This is a genomic window from Haemophilus influenzae (assembly GCF_003494325.1).
Lineage (GTDB): Bacteria > Pseudomonadota > Gammaproteobacteria > Enterobacterales > Pasteurellaceae > Haemophilus > Haemophilus influenzae_I.
Genome location: NZ_QQIK01000001.1, coordinates 145,188 through 167,626, shown reverse-complemented (window position 1 = coordinate 167,626; position 22,439 = coordinate 145,188). Strand labels below are relative to the sequence as shown.

General features: G+C 35.1%; 19 protein-coding genes. 8 read left to right on the top strand and 11 right to left on the bottom strand.

Features of this window, described 5'->3' with window-relative positions; all coding sequences use genetic code 11:
- Positions 1-134: 134 nt before the first annotated feature.
- The 4 genes from rplU (at position 135) to cgtA (ending at position 2,928) form a co-directional block, all read left to right on the top strand.
- Positions 135-446, top strand: coding sequence for a 50S ribosomal protein L21 (gene rplU, locus DV356_RS00900; protein WP_005626416.1), 312 nt, complete (start codon positions 135-137; stop codon positions 444-446).
- A 20-nt stretch (positions 447-466) separates the two neighbouring features.
- Positions 467-724, top strand: a complete 258-nt coding sequence (rpmA, locus tag DV356_RS00895) for a 50S ribosomal protein L27 (protein WP_005539872.1) — start codon at positions 467-469, stop codon at positions 722-724.
- Between the two features lie 80 nt (positions 725-804).
- A complete protein-coding gene (locus DV356_RS00890) occupies positions 805-1,725 on the top strand; it encodes a DMT family transporter (RefSeq protein WP_118806397.1) in 921 nt (306 codons plus the stop codon).
- A gap of 27 nt (positions 1,726-1,752) precedes the next feature.
- Positions 1,753-2,928 carry an Obg family GTPase CgtA gene (gene cgtA / locus DV356_RS00885; protein WP_118806396.1) on the top strand — a complete coding sequence of 392 codons (1,176 nt, stop codon included), beginning with the start codon at positions 1,753-1,755 and terminating at the stop codon, positions 2,926-2,928.
- Positions 2,929-2,997: 69 nt separating this feature from the next.
- On the opposite strand, the gene ndk is transcribed toward cgtA, so the two are convergent.
- Together ndk and pepB are read right to left on the bottom strand one after the other, a co-directional pair.
- On the bottom strand, positions 2,998-3,420 hold the full coding sequence (gene ndk / locus DV356_RS00880; RefSeq protein ID WP_162627499.1) for a nucleoside-diphosphate kinase: 423 nt from the start codon (positions 3,418-3,420) through the stop codon (positions 2,998-3,000).
- 9 nt (positions 3,421-3,429) lie between these two features.
- Complete coding sequence (pepB, locus tag DV356_RS00875) at positions 3,430-4,734, bottom strand: aminopeptidase PepB (protein WP_118806395.1); 1,305 nt, start codon at positions 4,732-4,734, stop codon at positions 3,430-3,432.
- 152 nt (positions 4,735-4,886) lie between these two features.
- Between pepB and DV356_RS00870 the strand changes: the two genes are divergently transcribed.
- Entirely contained in the window at positions 4,887-6,113 is a 1,227-nt protein-coding gene (locus DV356_RS00870) for an O-antigen ligase family protein (protein WP_118806394.1), read from the top strand.
- A gap of 26 nt (positions 6,114-6,139) precedes the next feature.
- On the opposite strand, the gene rfbB is transcribed toward DV356_RS00870, so the two are convergent.
- The 8 genes from rfbB to glnA form a co-directional block, all read right to left on the bottom strand.
- The gene (gene rfbB, locus DV356_RS00865) at positions 6,140-7,153 is read right to left on the bottom strand and encodes a dTDP-glucose 4,6-dehydratase (protein WP_010869078.1); all 1,014 of its coding nucleotides are present in this window, start codon (positions 7,151-7,153) and stop codon (positions 6,140-6,142) included.
- Between the two features lie 61 nt (positions 7,154-7,214).
- A complete protein-coding gene (gene wbaP / locus DV356_RS00860) occupies positions 7,215-8,630 on the bottom strand; it encodes an undecaprenyl-phosphate galactose phosphotransferase WbaP (RefSeq protein WP_118806393.1) in 1,416 nt (471 codons plus the stop codon).
- Positions 8,623-9,543: a glycosyltransferase family 52 protein gene (locus DV356_RS00855; RefSeq protein WP_118806392.1), complete on the bottom strand. Its 921-nt coding sequence runs from the start codon at positions 9,541-9,543 to the stop codon at positions 8,623-8,625. The genes wbaP and DV356_RS00855 overlap by 8 nt, the downstream gene beginning before the upstream one ends.
- A 1,043-nt stretch (positions 9,544-10,586) precedes the next feature.
- Positions 10,587-11,471 carry a glycosyltransferase family 2 protein gene (locus DV356_RS00845; protein WP_118806390.1) on the bottom strand — a complete coding sequence of 295 codons (885 nt, stop codon included), beginning with the start codon at positions 11,469-11,471 and terminating at the stop codon, positions 10,587-10,589.
- 5 nt (positions 11,472-11,476) lie between these two features.
- Complete coding sequence (locus DV356_RS00840; RefSeq protein ID WP_118806389.1) at positions 11,477-12,229, bottom strand: glycosyltransferase family 2 protein; 753 nt, start codon at positions 12,227-12,229, stop codon at positions 11,477-11,479.
- Complete coding sequence (locus DV356_RS00835; RefSeq protein WP_118806388.1) at positions 12,210-13,427, bottom strand: flippase; 1,218 nt, start codon at positions 13,425-13,427, stop codon at positions 12,210-12,212. Before DV356_RS00835 ends, DV356_RS00840 begins: the two co-directional genes overlap by 20 nt.
- 237 nt (positions 13,428-13,664) lie before the next feature.
- Entirely contained in the window at positions 13,665-14,288 is a 624-nt protein-coding gene (locus tag DV356_RS00830; RefSeq protein WP_005651375.1) for an LPS O-antigen chain length determinant protein WzzB, read from the bottom strand.
- A gap of 476 nt (positions 14,289-14,764) precedes the next feature.
- Positions 14,765-16,183: a glutamate--ammonia ligase gene (gene glnA, locus DV356_RS00825; protein WP_118806387.1), complete on the bottom strand. Its 1,419-nt coding sequence runs from the start codon at positions 16,181-16,183 to the stop codon at positions 14,765-14,767.
- 231 nt (positions 16,184-16,414) lie between these two features.
- Here glnA and typA point away from each other — a divergent pair, with 231 nt between their 5' ends.
- A complete protein-coding gene (gene typA, locus DV356_RS00820; RefSeq protein WP_011272253.1) occupies positions 16,415-18,265 on the top strand; it encodes a translational GTPase TypA in 1,851 nt (616 codons plus the stop codon).
- Between the two features lie 87 nt (positions 18,266-18,352).
- On the opposite strand, the gene pdxH is transcribed toward typA, so the two are convergent.
- Entirely contained in the window at positions 18,353-18,985 is a 633-nt protein-coding gene (pdxH, locus tag DV356_RS00815; protein WP_005648237.1) for a pyridoxamine 5'-phosphate oxidase, read from the bottom strand.
- Positions 18,986-19,177: 192 nt separating this feature from the next.
- On the opposite strand from pdxH, the gene DV356_RS00810 reads away from it, so the two are divergent.
- Together DV356_RS00810 and rnr are read left to right on the top strand one after the other, a co-directional pair.
- The gene (locus DV356_RS00810) at positions 19,178-19,885 is read left to right on the top strand and encodes a 7-cyano-7-deazaguanine/7-aminomethyl-7-deazaguanine transporter (protein ID WP_005648239.1); all 708 of its coding nucleotides are present in this window, start codon (positions 19,178-19,180) and stop codon (positions 19,883-19,885) included.
- 191 nt (positions 19,886-20,076) lie between these two features.
- Positions 20,077-22,425 carry a ribonuclease R gene (gene rnr / locus DV356_RS00800; protein WP_118806386.1) on the top strand — a complete coding sequence of 783 codons (2,349 nt, stop codon included), beginning with the start codon at positions 20,077-20,079 and terminating at the stop codon, positions 22,423-22,425.
- Positions 22,426-22,439 lie beyond the last annotated feature (14 nt).

Sequence of the window (22,439 nt, the reverse complement as noted above, 5' to 3'; positions counted from 1 at the left end):
GGGAATTTTTTTATTTTATTATAAATAAATTCTTGCCATAGGTAGGATTTTTCCGTAGAATTTGCGACCTATTTATATGAATTTTTAAGTGTGGACTGCTAAAAAGCAGGAAAACACAATTAAGCGGAGTATTTATGTACGCAGTTTTCCAAAGTGGCGGTAAACAACACCGTGTGAGCGAAGGTCAAGTTGTTCGTTTAGAAAAACTTGAACTTGCAACTGGCGCAACAGTTGAGTTCGATTCTGTGTTGATGGTCGTTAATGGTGAAGATGTTAAAATTGGTGCGCCAGTAGTTGCTGGTGCAAAAGTAGTGGCTGAAGTAGTTGCACAAGGTCGTGGCGAGAAAGTTAAAATCGTTAAATTCCGTCGTCGCAAACACAGCCGTAAACAACAAGGTCATCGTCAGTGGTTCACAGAAGTGAAAATCACTGGGATTCAAGCATAATTTCAGAGGAGATCAAGTAGATGGCAACTAAAAAAGCTGGTGGTTCAACTCGTAACGGTCGCGATTCTGAAGCTAAACGCCTTGGTGTTAAACGTTTTGGTGGCGAATCTGTATTAGCAGGTAGCATTATTGTTCGCCAACGTGGTACTAAATTCCACGCAGGTAACAACGTAGGAATGGGAAGAGATCACACCTTATTCGCAACTGCAGATGGTAAAGTTAAATTTGAAGTAAAAGGCGAGAAAAGCCGTAAATACGTAAGTATTGTTACTGAATAATTTAAAATCTATTCCATTGAAACGCCCTACAATTTTGTGGGGCGTTTTGTCTTTTTTAATTTCACATAAGCGAGCAAGCAATGAAACAACAACCTTTATTAGGCTTTACCTTTGCGCTTATTACCGCTATGGCTTGGGGGTCATTGCCTATTGCCTTGAAACAAGTTTTGTCTGTAATGAATGCGCAAACTATCGTATGGTATCGTTTCATTATTGCTGCAGTTTCATTATTGGCTTTACTTGCTTATAAAAAACAATTACCTGAATTAATGAAAGTTCGCCAATATGCGTGGATTATGCTTATTGGCGTAATTGGTCTTACTGGCAATTTTCTATTATTTAGTAGCTCGCTGAATTACATTGAACCGTCAGTTGCACAAATTTTTATTCATTTATCCTCTTTTGGAATGCTCATCTGTGGTGTACTGATTTTCAAAGAAAAATTAGGGTTGCACCAAAAGATCGGACTTTTCTTATTATTAATTGGTTTAGGCTTATTCTTTAATGATCGTTTTGATGCATTTGCTGGACTAAATCAGTATTCAACAGGTGTCATTTTAGGTGTAGGGGCTGCTCTTATTTGGGTCGCTTATGGAATGGCGCAAAAATTAATGTTACGTAAATTTAATTCACAACAAATCTTGCTAATGATGTATTTAGGTTGTGCCATAGCCTTTATGCCGATGGCTGAATTCTCGCAAGTACAAGAACTCACACCTTTAGCTCTGATTTGTTTTATTTACTGCTGTTTAAATACCTTAATTGGATACGGCTCTTATGCGGAAGCACTTAATCGTTGGGATGTATCAAAAGTCAGTGTTGTTATCACACTTGTACCTCTTTTCACGATCCTATTTTCTCATATTGCGCATTATTTTAGCCCAGCAGATTTTGCGGCACCGGAATTGAATAATATTAGCTATATTGGCGCATTTGTTGTAGTATGCGGAGCAATTTTATCCGCAATTGGACATAAATTATTACCGCATAAAAATCATTAAAGTGCGGTTTATTTTGGAGAAGTTTTAATGAAATTTATTGATGAATCCCTTATTCGAATTGAGGCTGGGGATGGTGGTAACGGTTGCGTAAGTTTCCGTCGAGAGAAATTTATTCCGAAAGGCGGCCCTGATGGTGGCGACGGTGGCGATGGTGGCGATGTCTATTTACAAGCCGATGAAAACCTCAATACCTTAATCGATTATCGCTTTAATAAACGCTTTGCCGCAGAGCGTGGAGAGAATGGACGGAGTTCAGATTGTACAGGACGTCGCGGTAAAGATATTATTTTACCTGTTCCCGTGGGAACTCGTGTTATTGATAACGACACCAAAGAAACCTTGGGGGATTTAACCCAACATGGTCAAAAAATGTTGGTAGCCAAAGGTGGTTATCACGGTTTAGGGAATACTCGTTTCAAATCATCAGTAAACCGTGCACCGCGTCAAAAAACAATGGGAACGCCGGGCGAAAAACGCGATTTATTATTGGAATTAATGCTACTTGCTGATGTGGGAATGCTCGGTTTACCTAATGCTGGTAAATCCACTTTTATTCGTGCCGTTTCAGCAGCCAAACCAAAAGTTGCAGATTATCCATTTACTACCTTAGTACCAAGTCTCGGTGTTGTGAAAGTAGATGACTCACACAGTTTCGTCGTCGCCGATATTCCAGGATTAATTGAGGGCGCAGCAGATGGTGCTGGGTTAGGAATTCGTTTTTTAAAACATCTAGAACGTTGTAGAGTGCTTATTCATTTAGTCGATATAGCGCCAATTGATGGCTCTAATCCAGCAGATAATGTTGCTATTATTGAATCTGAACTTTTCCAATACAGTGAAAAATTATCAGAAAAGCCACGCTGGTTAGTATTCAATAAAATTGATACGATGGGCGATGAAGAAGCTGAAGAGCGAGCCAGAGAAATTGCTGAACAATTAGGTTGGGAAGAAGATTATTACTTCATTTCAGCGGCAACAGGGAAAAATGTTTCTCCACTTTGTCGTGATATTATGGACTTTATCATCGCAAATCCTCGAGAAGCTGAAACACAACAAGTTGCACCTGAAGAAGTGAAATTCAAATGGGAAGATTATCATCAAGAACAACTAGCAGCAGAGCATCAATTTGATGATGACGAAGATTGGGATGATGATTGGAGCGAAGAAGACGATGAAGGAATTGAGTTCATCTATAAACCTTAAGAAAGTCTAATTTTGTAAGCATTAAAAATTTAAAAGCACCTAAAACTTTTAGGTGCTTTTTGCTATCAATTAACGCTCAAAAATTTCAGAATCAGTAAAGAAATAAGCAATTTCACGATTTGCACTTTCTATACTATCTGATCCGTGAACTGAGTTTTCACGCTGATTTAATGCAAACTCTTTACGAATTGTACCTTCTGCTGCAGTTTCTGGATTCGTTGTACCAATCAAAGTGCGGTAATCTTTCACTGCATTTTCTTTTTCAAGAACAGAAACCACTATTGGCGAAGACATCATATATTCAACTAAAGGCGCAAAAAATTCTTTGCCTTGGTGTTCTGCATAAAAGCCTTCAGCCTGCTCACGAGTTAAGCGTACCATTTTAGAGGCGATGATTTCAAAACCATTTTGCTCAAAACAAGTTAAGATCGCCCCAATTAGATTACGCTTTACCGCATCAGGTTTAATGATCGAAAAAGTTCTTTCTGTCATCATATCTCCTTACTTCAATGATTTTGATAACATTAAATTTGCTAAAGTTTGCACACCAATCCCTGTTGCCCCAACAGCCCATAAATCACTACCAGATTTACGATAAGTCGCTGAACAATCAATATGCAACCAATTTTGTTTATAATTTTTTACAAAATACGATAAAAATGCCGTTGCTGTGCTTGCCCCAGCTCCAACTGGAACCGAACCAATATTAGCAATATCGGCAAAAGATGAATTAATTTGTGAACGATGAAAATCTTCAAATGGTAAACGCCAGAAAGGTTCATTTTCTTCTTGTGCTGATTGGAAAAGATTTTTCATAAGCTCATCATCCATAGACAATACAGAATGATAGTCGTTGCCTACTGCCACTTTTGCTGCACCAGTTAAAGTTGCACAATCAATAATAAAATCTGGATTTTGGTTGTCCGCTTCAATTAATCCATCAGCTAATACCAAACGACCTTCCGCATCAGTATTCAGCACCTCTGCGCTCACGCCATTTTTATAAGTAATAATATCGCCTAGCTTAAAGGCATTATTACTTACCAAATTTTCTGCGCAACATAAATACAGCTTAACGCGTTGATTTAATCCACGAGCGATAGCGAAACCTAAAGCCCCCGTTAATAATGCAGCCCCGCCCATATCGGTTCGCATTGTACTCATTCCATCACTTGGTTTGATACTGTAGCCGCCACTGTCAAAAGTAATCCCCTTGCCAACTAAACAAGCTAACACTGGCGCATTCGGATCTTGTGTTGGATTGAAATCAAGTTGCAACATAGCAGGTGGATTAGCAGAGCCTTTACCCACTGTCCAAATTCCGTGATAACCCTGTTGTTCCAGATCCTCTCCAGAAATAATCTTAAAACTTACCGCACTTTTTTCATTATAAATGTCCGCTTGGTTTAAGATAAATTCAGCCGCACGCTCCGCTAATTTAACTGGCGTTAAACTTTGTGCTGGTTCATTAATAATTCCACGCACAAAATCGCCACATTCAATACGTGCTAACAATTCATCTTGCGGTTCATCATCTAAATGTGGAAACTCAATCGCATAATCTTGTTTTGCAGTATAAAAACCTTGATAAAACGCCCAGCAAAATTCTAAATCCCATCCTTCACCGACTAATTCCACATCTTTAATCCCCTGCCCACGCAATTTACGAGCAACTTGTTGAACTAAAGTGCGGTCAGTTTTTTCATTATTTTTTAAATGAATCGTAGCTTTATTAGAGTCAAAGCTCAAAATCGCATTTTTTCCCCAAGCGTCATTCGCTAAGCTATTTGAAAGTGTAATTTGCATATTTATTCCCCCATATATAAAACAAAAAAGGATTTAAAAAACTATACCAGTTTTATGCCTAATTTCACATCATTCCATCATGAATAACAAGCATTTTACAAATATTTAAGGTAGAATCTACTAAATTTAAGTTTACACATGCTTTTATTCGTATGATTCAAGAAAAACATCTAACGTTTACAATTAACCTCTTAGTTTCTCTATTTTTCTTAACCGTTTTAATCATTCCAAAGGGTTATAACTATGCGCCAATAATATTAAGCGCAATTGGATTGATTTATTTCATACCATTAAAGAAAAAACTATCTTTTAGCTCTGAAGATAAAAAACTGATTTTTTCTTTTTTATTTTATTTTTTCACATTCTTATTATCTATCATTATCAATAAAGATGGAATTAGAGAAATAGATAATCCAAGCCGACTTCTTTTATTCATTCCTCTACTACTTTTATTCAAAAATTTTCCAATAAAAAGGAAAACAATTTTATACGCAATTCCTTCTAGTGCATTAATTACAGGATGTGTTGCGTTATTTCAGAAATTTGCATTAGGATATGAAAAACCGTTTCCTGAAACAATGCATATACAAATGGGCAACATTGCGATCTCTTTAGCCACATTCAGCATTGTTATCACTCTTCACTTCTTCATCAAAAAACAATATAAATCTACATTATTTGGGTTTGTAGCCATTATACTTGCTATCATGACTAGTGCATTATCTGGGGCTAGAGGTGGATGGATTGGCTTACCCGTTGTAGTTGGTATAATTTTATTTCTATACAAAGAATTCATTAATAAGAAACTTATTATAACTTTAATCGCCATTATTACCATTGGATTAACCGCACTAATTACCAGTCCTAAATTCGGAATTGAAAAACGATATAACGCAGCAAAATCAGATATTGTTAGCTATTTAGAAAAAAACAATAAAAATACCTCATTAGGTGCCAGATTTGACATGTGGGAAAATGCCTTAATTGCTATAAAGGAAGCGCCTATCTTTGGCCATGGGAGTGATGGATACGATGAGTTTAGACATAAACAAGTAAAATCTAAACAAATGGCTAAAACCACTTTAAATTTTGGAAGTTTACATAATCAATATTTAGAATCTTGGGTGAAACGTGGTTTAGTTGGATTTATAGCATTAATCCTGATTATTCTAACTCCAATATTTTTCTTTATTAAAAATTTAAACACCCATAATTTAGAAACAAAATGTATTTGTATTTTAGGAATTATACATATTGTTTCCCATATATTTTATTTCACAAGCCAGTCATTCTTGGCTCATAACTCAGGCAATATTTTTTATTTTTTCAGCTATGTTGTGTTTTATTGTCTAATAAAAAGAGAAAAAATTACAAGATAGATAAACATTCTTATCGTTTACCCTATTTAAGAAGATGAACTATTAAACAAATACCATTTTACCGTCTGACGAAGTCCTTGTTCAAAGGTTATTTGCGGTTGCCAACCTAATTCTGCATGAATTTTAGAACAATCCAATGAATATCGCACATCATGCCCAGGTCGGTCTTTTACAAAAGTCATTAAATCTTCGTAATACTTAATGTGATTAGGCTTACTTGGCGCAAGTTCTTCGAGTAATTGGCAAATTCTTTTAACCACTTCAAGGTTTGTTTTTTCACAATTTCCACCAATATTATAGTTTTCTCCGACTCGACCTTTTGTCAAAACTAAATATGAAGCTTGAACATGATCTTCCACAAATAACCAATCACGAATCTGCTGCCCATCACCATAAATTGGCAAAGGCTTTCCCATCACAGCATTTGAAATCATTAAAGGGATGAGCTTTTCAGCATGCTGATAAGCCCCATAGTTATTTGAACTGTTTGTGATAATCACTGGTAAACCATAAGTGCGATGCCAAGCCTGTACTAGATGATTACTTGCGGCTTTTGAGGCTGAATAAGGGCTGCTAGGATGATAAGGAGACTGTTCGGTAAAGGCAGGCTCAGAAAGGGATAAATCCCCATACACTTCATCTGTAGAAATATGGTGAAATCGAAAGGTCGTTTTTTTAGCCTCGTCTAAAGTATGCCAATAATTCTTAGCGACCTCTAATAACGTATAAGTACCAACAATATTCGTTTGAACAAAATCAGCCGCTCCTGAAATAGAACGATCGACATGACTTTCTGCCGCCAAATGCATCACCGCATCAGGCTGATATTTTTCGAAAATGTTTTCTATTACGTTAAGATCACAGATATCAACTTTTTCAAAGACATAACGAGGATTATTTTCTACCTCTCTCAAGGCTGATTGATTTGCTGCATAGGTCAGCTTATCAATATTGATAACGAAATCTTGAGTATGATTAATGATATATCGAATAAGAGCGGAACCGATGAAGCCAGAACCGCCGGTGACTAAAATATTCATCATGTTGGGTTAATAAATTTAAGGTAATGCAAATAGAAGAAATCTCACTTAAGAAATAACGTTAATAAGCTCCATAACGATTTAAAACCACATTCACTGTTTTAAATAAAATCGCAATATCATTCCAAAGTGACCAATTTTTTACATACCAAGAATCAAAATAAACGCGAGTATTATAATCGATATTATTACGTCCGCTGACTTGCCAAAGCCCTGTCATACCGGGTATTGCCATTAAGTAATAATCTACGTTTTCTTCATAACGCTCTAGCTCATCAATTACAATTGGGCGAGGCCCAACTAAACTCATTTCACCTTTTAAAACATTAAATAATTGAGGTAATTCATCTAAACTTGTTTTGCGAATAAAAGCACCGATTTTAGTAATTCTAGGATCATTCTTTAATTTAAAATCTTTTTCCCATTCAGCTCTTGCTTCAGGATCTGTTCTTAGCAATTCATCTAGCACTTCTTTAGAGTTCACAACCATTGTTCTAAATTTCAAACAGTTAAATGTTTTTCCATTACGACCAATTCTAGGATGCCCATAAATAGCATTACCACCATCTTTTTTTACTGCAAAATACAGATAAAGCAACACTGGGGAAAATATAATAATAATAGCTAAGGAGCCAACAATATCCATGGTTCGTTTCAAAATACGAGAAGATAGTGTAGCCAGATTATTATTCATTTGTAATAACATCATTTCATGGCTAAACATAAAAGACATGTCCGTATTATATAAAGGTAAGCCTCTCAATGTAGGAATCACAGAAACTGAACGATAGCCATTTGTGGAAAAATAACGTAACCAATTATTTCTATCTACCTCTTCATCATCTTCCAATGCAATAATAAATTGATCTGTTTTTTTAGTTACTGATGTCCAAGAAGACATACTATTTAATATAGGAATATTTAATTCCTTTACATTATTACTAATATTAGAAACTGAAATAAAATGCGTGACCTGAAACCCCAAATAAGGTTCATCTCTTAATGCATTATAAACATCAAAAGCATTATCCCCAGAACCAATCATAATTGTATCTCTAAGAAACCAACCTGATTTTATAAGAAATTTCTTTACTAAAACTCTCGCCAATGGAAAAAGTAGAAAGGTAATCCCCCATGTAAGCGCCCATAAGTAGCGAGAGAAATACAATTTAGAAAATGCAACAATTGCAAGTTCAAAAATCGCAAAGATAATAAGTGTTCTAAAAATCTCTTTTAACTCAAACCAAAAAGGTTTTCTATAAGTATAATGTCTTAGCCTAATAGCAAACCATCCAACACATATTCCAGCTAAAACAGCATGAATATATGTTCTGTCATCAATTTCATAAATAGGTAAATATTTTTCATAACCATTATGATAATAAGAAATAACAAATAAGGATAATAAAAAAGAAATATTAAATGTTAAAAAATCCAATAACCATAACGCAATTTTAGAAAAAAATAATCTATTCATACTCAATATTTCCAAACTTTGCTAATAACTTAGGGTGTATTTTGGTTCCATAAAAATCGACTTTCTCTTTGGGGTAAGAAAAAGCTGCTGTAGAAAAAAGAGTAATTACTCTACTAAATTTCACTTCCAAAATATCCAATACTTCCGAAGGGTAGGTTTCATCAAACACCTTAACATTTGGAAAAATTCTAGAATAATCTGTCTTCTCTCTTGGATGAGGCTTTATCACCAATTTTGATGCATCATACTTATCAATAATGCTTTTATATAATTCAATTTTTTCATTTTCTGTAAGAATATAATCTTCAGACAAAGGTTGAGTAAATAAAATAAAAGGCTCGCCAATCAATAGCTGAATTTTTTTCATATCTATACCCAATAGATATAAGATTTCTAATTTTTCCTCTTCTGTCTTTTTAAACCAAAGATCTTTGATATTTATGTATTCTACTTTACTTTTTATACAATCAGGAACATTCTCTCTCTTTGTAAGATAGATCCTTTTTACATTTTTATACATTCCAAATTTTGGTATTGAAAATAGTTTATTTTTCCAACTTCTCTTATAACTTTTTTGGTGATAATTTTCTGTACCATCTTCTATTAAAAAGAAAGAACACTTCTTCAGAAATAACAATGAATGAGACAAATGATCTACACCATAAACTATAGTCTCTTCCAACTTTATTTTTCTTTTTAGTAAAAAGAAAGATAAAGCTACCCTACTTCTAAGTTTTTTTATAAAAAGATCAAATAACCCCTTAGCTCTTGTAGAAACAAATGTAGGAGTTATATTAACACCTCGAATATTTTCGTCAAATATATACAAACAACTCTCTCTATCAGACTTGGCGGTTATTAACAAAAATAAAAATAACATCCTAGAATTACTAATTATAGAAACAAATTTCATTTAAAACCTTTTTATAGATAACTATCGAATATTGGTTTATAAGGTAAAAATGTATTTACACCAAACACCACATGAACATATATTCTTCTCAAGAAAACTATAGAAATATAATACACTAAAATAAAAAACATTAAAACTCTATTTACTCCAGATAATTCATTAATTAACAAAGCAAAAAGCGGAATAGAAAATATAAGAAACAACTCAGAGATCCTGAAGGCAAGACCACCACTCCTAAAAAAATATAATAAAATCATCAACCCAAAACTTCTATTAATCTTATTATAAAAGTATAAAACCATTACATATATAGAGAAAACCTTTATATAGTTTAAGGTATTAATTTTCCCTCCAGAATATTGGACAAAATAATAATAAACCCTACCAAATATATAGCTAACATTAGAGTGATTTTCATACAAATACTCTATACCCACCCGAAAAAATCATAATATACTAAAATAGCGGATAAGAGAGATAAAATCAAAATATCCCTTATCTTAAAATCAAAAAAGAAAGTAATAAGCAAGGAAGCAGATATAAAGCACTAGAACAATGAAAAAGATAAGATAAGATAAGATAAGATAAATAACCATTGCCATAGCCTGTCTGTGTCCACTAATATAATAAATATGAAAAAGAGCAAAAAATATTAATAACTAAAAAGACTTAAATGGATATCTTCTAATTCCAAGATATAGAAAATAGAATAAAACAATATCATATAAAAATAAAAAAACATTAAAGCTATTAGATAAATACTTAACCAACGATTCAAATAGTAGGTATCTCAATTAAATATTATTGGGTTCTTTAGTTAAAGCACCTATATTAACATCATATATTGGCCTGGATAAATTAAAAAGCTCCTGGTATTGGTAATAATCTACTCCAATTCCATCTCTAAGAGAAACAACAAAGAAAAAGGGCATAAAACTTATAAAAAAGAAAAAATACTTATTTTTCCTTGATGTTCCAAAAGCATCAATGGCACTACTAAATATAAGTAAAAATAATAGAAGAAAATATATAACCATATAAATTTAATAAAACAATCTACCATTAACATTCTTTATATATAATAAAGTTCTTCTCGATATTGTGCATTTAGACAATAAAGATAAATCATGAAAAACTTCTATTACCTCTTTCAAGGTTCCACTTTTTTTAATCAAATAGAATAGAGACCAAATCAAATTTGCACTATAGCGATAGATTCTAGGCATATAACGATTTAAAACGATCAATTGATTACGATAGCGAAAGAAGTTTTCTTTTTCTTTACTCATTCTTCCATCTGGTGAAACCTTATGGTAAGTCACAATATCACTAGCATAAAGTATCTGATAACCTGATTCTAAAATCCTAAATGACAAATCTCTTTCTTCGCCACCATATAGCCCCAGATCCTTAGGGTAAAGCCCCGCTTTTTGATAGACTTTTTTCCTTATTGCATGCCCAGCACCAATAAAATAATAAGTCAGTAAATTCTGTGAAAAATCTAACTTTTTATTACCATGTGGGATCTCGTGTGATAATGCTTTACGAGTAAAATAGTTTTTAATATTAAAGGCTAATGCTCCTACTTTAGCATTATTTGCCATATAATCAGTCACTTTCTGAATTAAAAGAGTAATATCTTCAATTTCAACATCGTCATCAAGTGTAATTAAAATATCGCCTTGAGCTTTTTCAATTAAGAAATTGCGTCCTTCAGCAACACCTAGATTCTCACCTGTATGAAAATAGCTAAATAAAATGCCACTATTATTTTCTACAATAGAAGATAGATCCGCTTCCAACTCTCTTTCTGGATTATTATCAAGGAAAAGTAATTCAATTTTGTTGCCATGATATTTATTGACACATGAAAACGTTTCTAATACTTCTTGATAACGCCCAAAGCTAATAATAAGTAATGAAATCATATTTTTTATTTCTTGTATTTAATAAATCCATTATAGGCATAGTGGATAAAATAATAAATTGATTTTACTACACCTAGTTTCTCTCTTTTAAAATAGATACTAAATGTCCAGATTGCACTTTTAAATTTATTTGATGAAACACTGACTTTACCGATTCTTACAAATGAACTTGCCTGATGGCTATATAGTATAGATTGTTTAACTTCTTTTAAACAATCCAAAAAGAAGGCATAATCTTCGTGTTTAATATTAGGAAACCTAAGTAATTTAATAGATTCTCTTTTAACAAGTACGGTCATTATTTTAAATTGGTTACCTTGTAATAAGGTTAAATAATCAATTTTTTCACTTGTTGTGACAGATTTTATCTGATTTCCTTTTAAATCACAGAAAGTATAATTTCCATGTGTCATTAAAAGATGATTTTGTAACATAAAATTTAGTTGTTTTTCTAACTTATCATTTGCAATAAAATCATCACTATCTAAGAATGTAATATAGTCACCTTGTGCTTTTCCTAACCCTATATTTCTTGCCGCCGCAGGTCCTTGATTAGTTAAGGTAAAGAAAAGTTTAACTCGCTTATCTTTATTAATGATGTTATTTATTATTTCAATACTTTTATCAGTTGAACCATCATCAATTAAAATCAATTCAATATTTTTATAAGATTGATTTAAGCAAGATAAAATAGCTTGATTAAGGTAACATTCTGCATTATAAACAGGCATTATTATACTAATGAGAGGCATATTCATTTTTTTCTACTCTTTTTGTTATTATGTATAATATAGGTAAAATTCCGAACGCTCCTAACACACTTGCGTAAGGAATATAAACCATATCTGTAAAAATTAATCCTCCTAATGCTCCTAAGTAAATCATTGTTGATAATACCGAGCAAAACGAGATCTCTTTGGTTTTGCCGTGATAAAACAAATAATTCACTAAAAAAAGATAAGGGATAGTTAGGCTAGTAGCAAGTAAGAATACAGTGATGTAATATTTTACTCCGATAAAATGTTCGCCTAATAAAAATAATAACCATTGTTCTGGAACAATTAAGGTAATAAGCGATGGGATTAACACAATCAATAGCGAAAGTAACGCCCATCTGTGTAAATCTTTTAGCCTGATCCTACCTTGTTTTAATCTTTCAAAAAGATAGGGAACAAGAGCTTTATTTATCGCTAAAATAAAAACTGATAAGATAGATGCAATTTGCGCTCCCATTGCATATAAGCCTAATTCTGCTTCGCTAAATCGGTGGAAAATAAAAACTCGATCTAATTGCCCTTTAATAAAAAAGCTACCGTGATGAAATATCATCGGAAAACCAAAAGCAATGACATAGAAAAAAGCAGTCTTATATTGTGCAAAGTTAAATTTTTTTGCTTTATCCCCTTTTATATAAATAAAATAAGCAAGGAGTGCAACTAAAACATTACTGAATAAAATTGCTAAAATTCGCTTTTCAACTAATTCTGTTTTGTAGAACTCCAACATCAATACTGTAAACAAGGCATTTGTTATCGTAGATGTGAGTTGAATAAAAGTATATGGAAGAGCTTGCTTTTGGCATTGTCTAATGCTGAGCTGAACTGAAAGAAATACCTGAAATATCGCACTTAATACTAAGTAAAACATTATTTCAGATTGCATTAACCAGCAAAAAAGCAAACCTAATCCCCCAATACCAAGCGTATAGGTATAGCCTGTGTTCACAACTAAATTTAATGAGCGTTTACCATACACATAAAAATAGCGAGCAACAGCACCATCTTGGCTTAGCCCAATAAAAATTACAAATAAAGCTAAAAACGTTTGATAGTAAGAAAGCTCCCCAAATCCTTCTACGCCTAATTTACGTGATAAATAGGGTAATAATAGAAAAGGTACAAATTTTGCAGATAACTCTCCGATTAAATAAATAGAACTATCTTTAATTAAGCTCATTCTTTATTCCTTACAGATCATAAAAGCATTTAGTTTTCCTTTTATTCTCACCAGCTAAGAACGCCTTAATCAGTTCATAATCCTTTTCAGATCAGCTCTCTTGAAAATATGGATTATCCATTGCAGGCAAACATTTTCGGAAAGCATCATAAATTTTGCTAGTACACCAGCTATAACAGGGAGTTAATATTTTAAAGATAATAACCGCTCCCGTACTGATAAAAATAGCCTTTTTCTTCATGACTGCTTTTTATTAGTTTGTATAACCGAACCTAATAAAATAAAGAAAGTAGGTAACAGAATACCGATAATAAACCCGATAGCAAGAATCAACGATCTCTTAGGATTATCTTTAACCACAGGATAATCAGGAGAGCTTAAATAATAATACGTTTTTACATCCTCAACTAATTCCAATTGTGAAGCTAATTTATTTAATTTAAATAACTGTCTATCTGTAATATAATAATTAGCTGGGTAAACAACAGGTGTGTTTTTAGCAATATCTAGTTGCGCCTGTAAATATTTTTCAGCGAGTATAAATAAATATGTACCATCTGCTAATTTAGAATCAGAGATATTATTTCCTCTTGAAAAATCTTTAATACCCGCTTTTTTAGCAATATCTAACGCATTTGTTAAGTTTTCAACTTGAACCTTTTTTGCTTCTGTTAGATTCTCTTCAATTTGTTCTTTACTAAATCTCAGCTCATCTAAACGGAGGTTAAATCCCTGTTTAAACTCTTGGTTTGTTTGGTTAAGACTATATTGACTTACAAAATTTACATACTCTGTCAATACAGATTGTGCATATTTTGGAGTTTCTGCTGAAAAGGTAATTTTTAAAGCTATTTTATCCAACTCAGTTAAATCTTTTTTCTTCGGATCAATTTCGTGAACAACTAAATACTTAGAGACTACATTTTCAATATAAATATGTCTTTATTCTTCTGTCATCTCCTTAGTATAATTTTCACCCATACAGATTGTTTTAAGAACTGGCGTTTTAAATCTCTAGAAAGAAGGAAGTGCCTAAATTGACCATACAATGAACCTGATAACGCTACAGAAGAAAATTCACTGTCGCCAATAATGTGGCATATTCCACACGTGTAGGCAGTAAGTTACCGAAATCGGTTGAACGAGGCACAACCCAATATCAGTTGAAGTCCACTGCTCTTTTGCCATACAGGCCTATACGCCAGCTATTGCTATGAATACGCAGAAAAGCTCCATTAAATCAATCTAGTCATTCTTTTGAGAAGAAATCTTAGTCATATTTACTCCTTTAAAAAAATACGGCGAAATTTCACCGCATTGTTCTTGTTTATATATCATTACGCATAATACATTTCAAATTCAACTGGATGTGGTGCCATATTTAAACGTTCCACTTCTTTACGTTTGATACTGATAAACGCATCAATAAAATCTTTAGCAAATACGCCACCTTGAGTTAAGAATTCATAGTCTTTTTCTAATGAATTTAACGCTTCTTCTAGCGAGCTTGCCACTGCTGGAATATCTTTTAATTCTTCTGGTGGAAGATCGTAAAGATTTTTATCCATCGCATCTCCTGGATGGATTTTATTTACCACGCCATCAAGACCTGCCATTAATAATGCAGCAAATGCTAAATATGGGTTTGCCAATGGATCTGGGAAACGTGCTTCTACGCGAATCGCTTTTGGATTGGTTACAGTAGGAATACGAATTGAAGCAGAACGATTGCTTGCAGAATAAGCCAACAATACTGGTGCTTCATAACCAGGCACTAAACGTTTATATGAATTAGTACTTGGATTAGTGAACGCATTTAAGGCTTTAGCGTGCTTAATGATACCGCCAATGTAGTAAAGTGCGGTCTCAGAAAGGCCTGCATATTTATCGCCTTGGAAAATATTTTTCCCGTCTTTACTTAACGACATATTACAGTGCATACCCGAACCATTATCTCCAGTAATTGGTTTGGGCATAAAACACGCCGTTTTACCGTGCTCTAATGCAACGTTTTGTACGACATGTTTATAAATTTGAGTTTCATCCGCTTTTAAAGTTAGCGTATTAAATTTAGTCGCAATTTCGTTTTGCCCGGCAGTCGCCACTTCATGATGATGGGCTTCAATGACTAATCCCATTTCTTCTAAAATCAAGCACATTTCAGAACGAATATCGTGCGCACTATCAATCGGTGCAACGGCACAATATCCGCCTTTTTTTAATGGGCGATAAGCATTATTGCCTTCTTCATATTTTTTATTCGTGTTCCAAGCAGCTTCTATATCATCAATAGAAAAAGATGCTTTGTTCATTGATACATTAAAACGCACATCATCAAATAAGAAGAATTCAGGCTCTGGGCCGAAAAAAGCTTGATCCGCAATACCTGTTGAACGCATATAATTTTCTGCACGAATTGCAATAGAGCGCGGGTCACGATCATAGCTTTGCATTGTCGTTGGTTCATAAACACTACAACGAATAGAAAGCGTTGGGATTTGCGCGAATGGATCGACAACTGCAGTTTCAGCCATTGGCATAAGCAACATATCGGCTTTATTAATAGTCTTCCATCCTTCTACAGAGGAACCATCAAACATCTTGCCGTCTTCAAACATATCTTCATCAACAAGGCTAACGGGGATAGAAACACCATGTTCTTTACCTTTAATATCGGTAAATCGAAGAAGTACAAATTTCACATTATTTTCTTCAATTAGCTTAAATACATTGGCGATTGCATTTGCGTTTGGCATTAGGAAATCCTCTATGGTTAGTCTTATTAAGATAAGCGTACATTATAACGTAGCCATGCTATTTTTTCATGAAATTTATTTTTCTTATTCTAGCCATAGCAGAAAAAGAAAAATACATGTATAATTTTTGCCTTTTCGACAAATGTAGAAATGTAGGGTGCAATTCATTGCGCCATTTTTTATGTAACAATGCAATAAAAATTGCATCTTATCCAATTAAAGCATTAAACAATGAAAAACGAAATTGATATTAAAAAACTCCGTAACATCGCCATTATTGCGCACGTTGACCATGGTAAAACCACCCTTGTAGATAAACTTCTTCAACAATCTGGTACTTTTGAATCTGCTCGTGGTGATGTGGATGAACGCGTTATGGACTCAAACGATCTTGAAAAAGAACGTGGCATTACCATTCTTGCAAAAAATACCGCGATTAACTGGAATGACTACCGCATTAACATCGTGGATACTCCAGGGCACGCAGACTTCGGTGGCGAAGTTGAACGTGTACTTTCTATGGTGGATTCTGTTCTATTAGTTGTTGATGCGTTTGATGGCCCAATGCCACAAACCCGTTTCGTGACACAAAAAGCATTCGCTCACGGCTTAAAACCAATCGTCGTAATTAATAAAGTTGATCGCCCTGGTGCGCGTCCAGACTGGGTTGTAGATCAAGTGTTTGACTTATTTGTCAATCTTGGTGCAAGCGATGAACAATTAGACTTCCCAATTATCTATGCTTCAGCACTAAATGGTGTTGCAGGTCTTGAACACGAAGATTTAGCGGAAGATATGACGCCATTATTTGAAGCCATTGTGAAATATGTAGAATCGCCCAAAGTAGAACTTGATGCACCATTCCAAATGCAAATTTCACAATTAGACTACAACAACTATGTAGGCGTTATCGGCATTGGTCGTATTAAGCGTGGTTCGATTAAACCAAACCAACCAGTTACTATCATCAATAGTGAAGGAAAAACTCGTCAAGGTCGTATCGGTCAAGTACTTGGACATCTTGGTTTACAACGTTATGAAGAAGACGTTGCTTATGCTGGCGATATTGTTGCTATCACTGGTTTAGGTGAATTAAATATTTCTGATACGATTTGTGATATTAACGCAGTTGAAGCATTGCCATCATTAACGGTTGATGAACCAACCGTAACCATGTTCTTCTGTGTAAATACCTCTCCATTTGCAGGGCAAGAAGGAAAATATGTCACATCACGTCAAATTCTTGAACGTTTAAATAAAGAATTAGTCCACAACGTGGCGTTACGAGTAGAAGAAACCCCAAACCCAGATGAATTCCGTGTATCTGGTCGTGGCGAATTACATCTTTCTGTATTAATTGAAAATATGCGTCGTGAAGGTTATGAACTTGCGGTTTCTCGCCCTAAAGTAATCTATCGTGATATTGACGGTAAAAAACAAGAGCCGTACGAACAAGTAACTATTGATGTGGAAGAACAACACCAAGGTTCTGTAATGGAAGCATTGGGTATCCGTAAAGGTGAAGTTCGTGATATGTTGCCTGACGGTAAAGGTCGTGTGCGTTTGGAATACATTATCCCTAGTCGTGGATTGATTGGCTTCCGTGGCGACTTTATGACCATGACTTCTGGTACAGGCTTACTTTACTCAAGTTTTAGCCACTATGATGAAATCAAAGGTGGAGATATCGGTCAACGTAAAAATGGTGTGTTGATTTCTAATGCAACAGGTAAGGCACTGGGTTATGCATTATTTGGCTTACAAGAACGTGGTAAGTTAATGATTGATGCAAACGTAGAAGTTTATGAAGGGCAAATTATCGGTATTCATAGTCGCTCAAATGACTTAACCGTAAACTGCTTACAAGGTAAAAAACTAACTAATATGCGTGCGTCAGGTAAAGACGATGCGATTGTGCTAACTACACCTGTAAAATTCAGTCTTGAACAAGCGATTGAATTTATCGATGATGATGAACTAGTGGAAGTAACACCTGAGTCGATTCGTATCCGTAAAAAACTTTTAACGGAAAACGATCGTAAACGTGCAAATCGTACAACGACAAGTACTAGCACGCATTAATAAATAAAGCTAAACGCTAAAATTTAGAAAAAATTAACCGCACTTTGGGGATACAACTAAAGTGCGGTTATTTTTATGCTCAATTTACTAAGGAGAAAGTCTTTCTCTAATCCAATTATCACTTTCTTTACGATAACGAATGCGATCATGTAAACGGCTTGGCCGCCCCTGCCAAAATTCCACGGTTTCTGGCACCACTAAATAGCCGCCCCAATAATCTGGTCGAGGCACGTTTAACGGATGTTTAGCAGCAACCAATGCGGCTTTTACTAGCAAAGATTTATAATTAGAAATCACCGCACTTTGCTCACTTGCCCAAGCTCCTATACGACTGGTGTAAGGTCGGGTAGCAAAATATTTATCGGATTGTTCTGCTGGAATTTTAACCGCCTTACCTTCAATCCGCACTTGGCGTTCCAATTCAGGCCAAAAGAAAGTCAGCGCGACATAAGGATTGCGCTCAATACAACCGCCTTTTCGACTAAGATAATTCGTAAAAAAGACAAAACCTTGTTCATTGACTTCTTTTAACAAAACCATACGGCTATTTGGGCGACCTTGTTCATCAACAGTCGCAATATTCATTGCGGTTGGCTCATTGACTTGAGCATGAATAGCCTCTTTCTGCCACTGTTCAAATTGCGAAATTGGATTTTTATGGCAATCATGTTGTGAAAGCACGCGTTTAGTATATTCATCACGAATATTGTGTAACTCCATTTTCTCTCCTTTCAAATTTGATGAAAAACGCAAATAGAATAAAGGCTGTAAAATCATTCGTCAATTTTCATAAAATATAAAACTCAAATGCAATCGACTCTTGCAATTATTAGAAATATGCGTATCATCTAGCTCCCTATATTCAGCCTCGGGTTCCCTAACCCCGATTTATTTAAACTAAAAAGGTACAACATGAAATTAACCTCTCCGATCTTTAATGATCAACAAAAACGTCGTGCAATCATCTGGCTCAGCTTTTTCCACATATTCATCATTGCAGCGAGCAATTACTTTGTACAAATCCCTTTTGAAATCACGCTAAAATTAACCGCACTTGGTGCAGCAAATGATTTTTCTTTCCACAGCACTTGGGGAACGCTCACATTCCCATTTATCTTTTTGGCTACTGATTTGACCGTGCGTATTTTCGGTGCGGAAGATGCGAGAAAAATCATCTTCGTGGTGATGTTTCCTGCACTTATTGTAAGTTACGTCATATCTGTTTTATTCTCTGAAAGCAAATTCCAAGGTTTCGAATCATTAACGCATTTTGATCTGTTTGTATTCCGTATTGCTATTGCGAGCTTTGCAGCTTACGTGGTAGGACAATTGCTTGATGTGATCGTATTTAACCGCTTACGCCAGTTAAAAACTTGGTGGGTGGCGCCAACTAGCTCAATGACATTTGGCTCAATGGCGGATACATTCGTTTTCTTCAGTGTAGCCTTCTATCAAAGTGCAGATCCGTTCATGGCTGAACACTGGGCACAACTCGGCTTTGTAGATTACCTATTTAAGCTATTTGTCGGCATTATATTATTCGTACCAGCCTATGGCGTAGTATTAAATGTTATTTTACGAAAATTACAAATGCTCGTAACAGAACGCGTTCCTGCATAAAATTTTTACCGCGCTTTTCATACTTTAAAAATATCTATAAAAAGTCATCACTGTTATAGTGCAGGGGAAAGATCGTTAAGTTCTTCAATTTTAAAATATCCTTAAAATATACAGTGATAATTTTATCCCCGTCTTGCATTATCCCCCTTACAGTGTCAAACTCTCCGCACTTTTTAAAACTGTAAAAAATAATGACAAAAAAACGTAAAAACTTAATCAACCAAGATCCTCATTACAAACGAGAATTGGAAAAATACGGCAATCCAATCCCGAGCCGTGAATTTATTTTAAGCGTTATTCGAGACAATAATGCGCCGATGAATCGGGATGAAATTTTGACCGCACTTTCCATTCAAAATGAAGAGCAAATAGAAGCGATGCGTCGCCGATTACGCGCGATGGAAAATGATGGGCAATTAGTGTTCACCAAACGTAAACGCTATGCCTTACCAGAAAAATTAGATTTATTTAAAGGCACGGTAATTGGTCATCGCGAAGGTTTTGGTTTTTTACAGGTCGATGGCAAAAAGGATGATTTATTCATTCCGAACCATCAAATGCAAAGAGTCATGCATGGAGATTTTGTCTTAGCGCAACCTGCTGGATTAGATCGTCGTGGTCGCCGTGAAGTGCGAATTGTGCGCGTATTAGAAAGCCGTAAAAAACAAATTGTGGGTCGCTTTTTCTTAGAAAACGGTTTTAGCTATGTGGTGCCTGATGACAGCAGAATTGGCCGAGATATTCTCGTGCCTAATGAACATCGTAATGGTGCTCGCATGGGACAAGTTGTCGTTGTCGAGTTGCAAGAACGTTCTGCCAGTTTTAACCAGCCAATTGGCGTGATCACTGAAATTCTAGGCGATAATATGGCGAAAGGAATGGAAGTAGAAATCGCCTTGCGTAACCACGATATTCCCCATAAGTTTCCAAGTGCGGTGGAAAAATACGTAAAAAAATTCACTGAAGAAGTGCCTGAAGAAGCAAAAAAAGGGCGTGTGGATTTACGTAATTTACCGCTTGTGACCATTGATGGCGAAGATGCGCGGGATTTTGATGATGCCGTTTATTGTGAAAAACACGGCAAAGGCTGGAAACTTTGGGTGGCGATTGCGGATGTTAGTTATTACGTACGTTTACGTTCCGCTTTGGATGTAGAAGCACATAATCGTGGTAACTCGGTCTATTTTCCAAACCGAGTTGTACCAATGCTACCTGAAATTTTATCGAACGGCTTATGCTCTCTTAACCCTCAAGTGGATCGTTTGTGTATGGTGTGTGAGATGCAAATTTCTGCCAAAGGTAAGCTCACAGATTATCGCTTTTATGAAGCGGTGATGAATTCTCACGCCCGCCTCACTTATACCAAAGTAGCAAAAATGCTTGAAGGCGATGAAGAATTACGCACTCGTTATTCTACGCTTGTGCCTCATTTAGAAGAGCTTTATAAACTCTATCAAGCGTTGCTTAGTGCACGTCATCAACGTGGTGCAATCGATTTTGAAACCATTGAAACTAAGTTTATTTTCAATGCTATGGGGAGAATTGAGCGTATTGAACCCGTTGTTCGAAATGATGCCCACAAAATCATTGAGGAATGTATGATCCTTGCGAATATCGCGGCAGCTAATTTTATGGAAAAACATAAAGAACCTGCGTTATATCGTATTCATGCCACCCCGAGCGAAGAAAAATTAACATCGTTCCGCACTTTCTTAAGTGAGTTTGGTTTAACTTTAGAAGGTGGCTTAAAACCAACCACAAAAGACTATGCTGCTCTGTTAGAAAAAGTTAAAGAACGACCTGATCATGAACTTATTCAAACAATGTTGCTACGTTCATTAAGCCAAGCTGTCTATCACGCTGATAATATTGGGCACTTTGGTTTGGCTTTGGAAGAATATGCTCACTTTACTTCGCCAATTCGCCGTTATCCAGACTTAACACTTCATCGAGGTATCAAATATTTACTCGCTAAAGAACAAGGCGCAAAACGTAAAACTACCGATACAGGCGGTTATCATTACTCTTTTGATGAAATGGATTTACTTGGCAATCATTGTTCAATGACAGAACGCCGCGCCGATGACGCCACTCGTGAAGTGGCTGATTGGCTGAAATGTGAATATATGCAAGATCATATTGGCGGTGAATTTAGCGGTGTTATTTCATCTGTAACGGGATTTGGTTTATTTGTACGCTTAGATGATTTATTCATCGATGGTTTAGTCCATATTTCCACCTTAGAAAACGATTATTACCAATTCGATGCAGCAAAACAACGTTTAATCGGTGAAAATAGCGGAATGCAATATCGCTTAGGCGATAAAGTTCGTATCAAAGTTGAAGCAGTACATTTAGAAAATAAAATGGTCGATTTCTCGCTGATGGGGAGTGAACGTAAACCTCGTCGTGCTGGAAAAACGGCGAAAGAAAAAGCCAAGAAAGTCTTTAAAGAACTACCGTCTAAAACATCCCAGAAACGAAAAAGTGCGGTAAAAAAGAAAGATGTTTTGAAGAAAGTATCTAGAAAACGAAAATAATTCACTTCCTATTG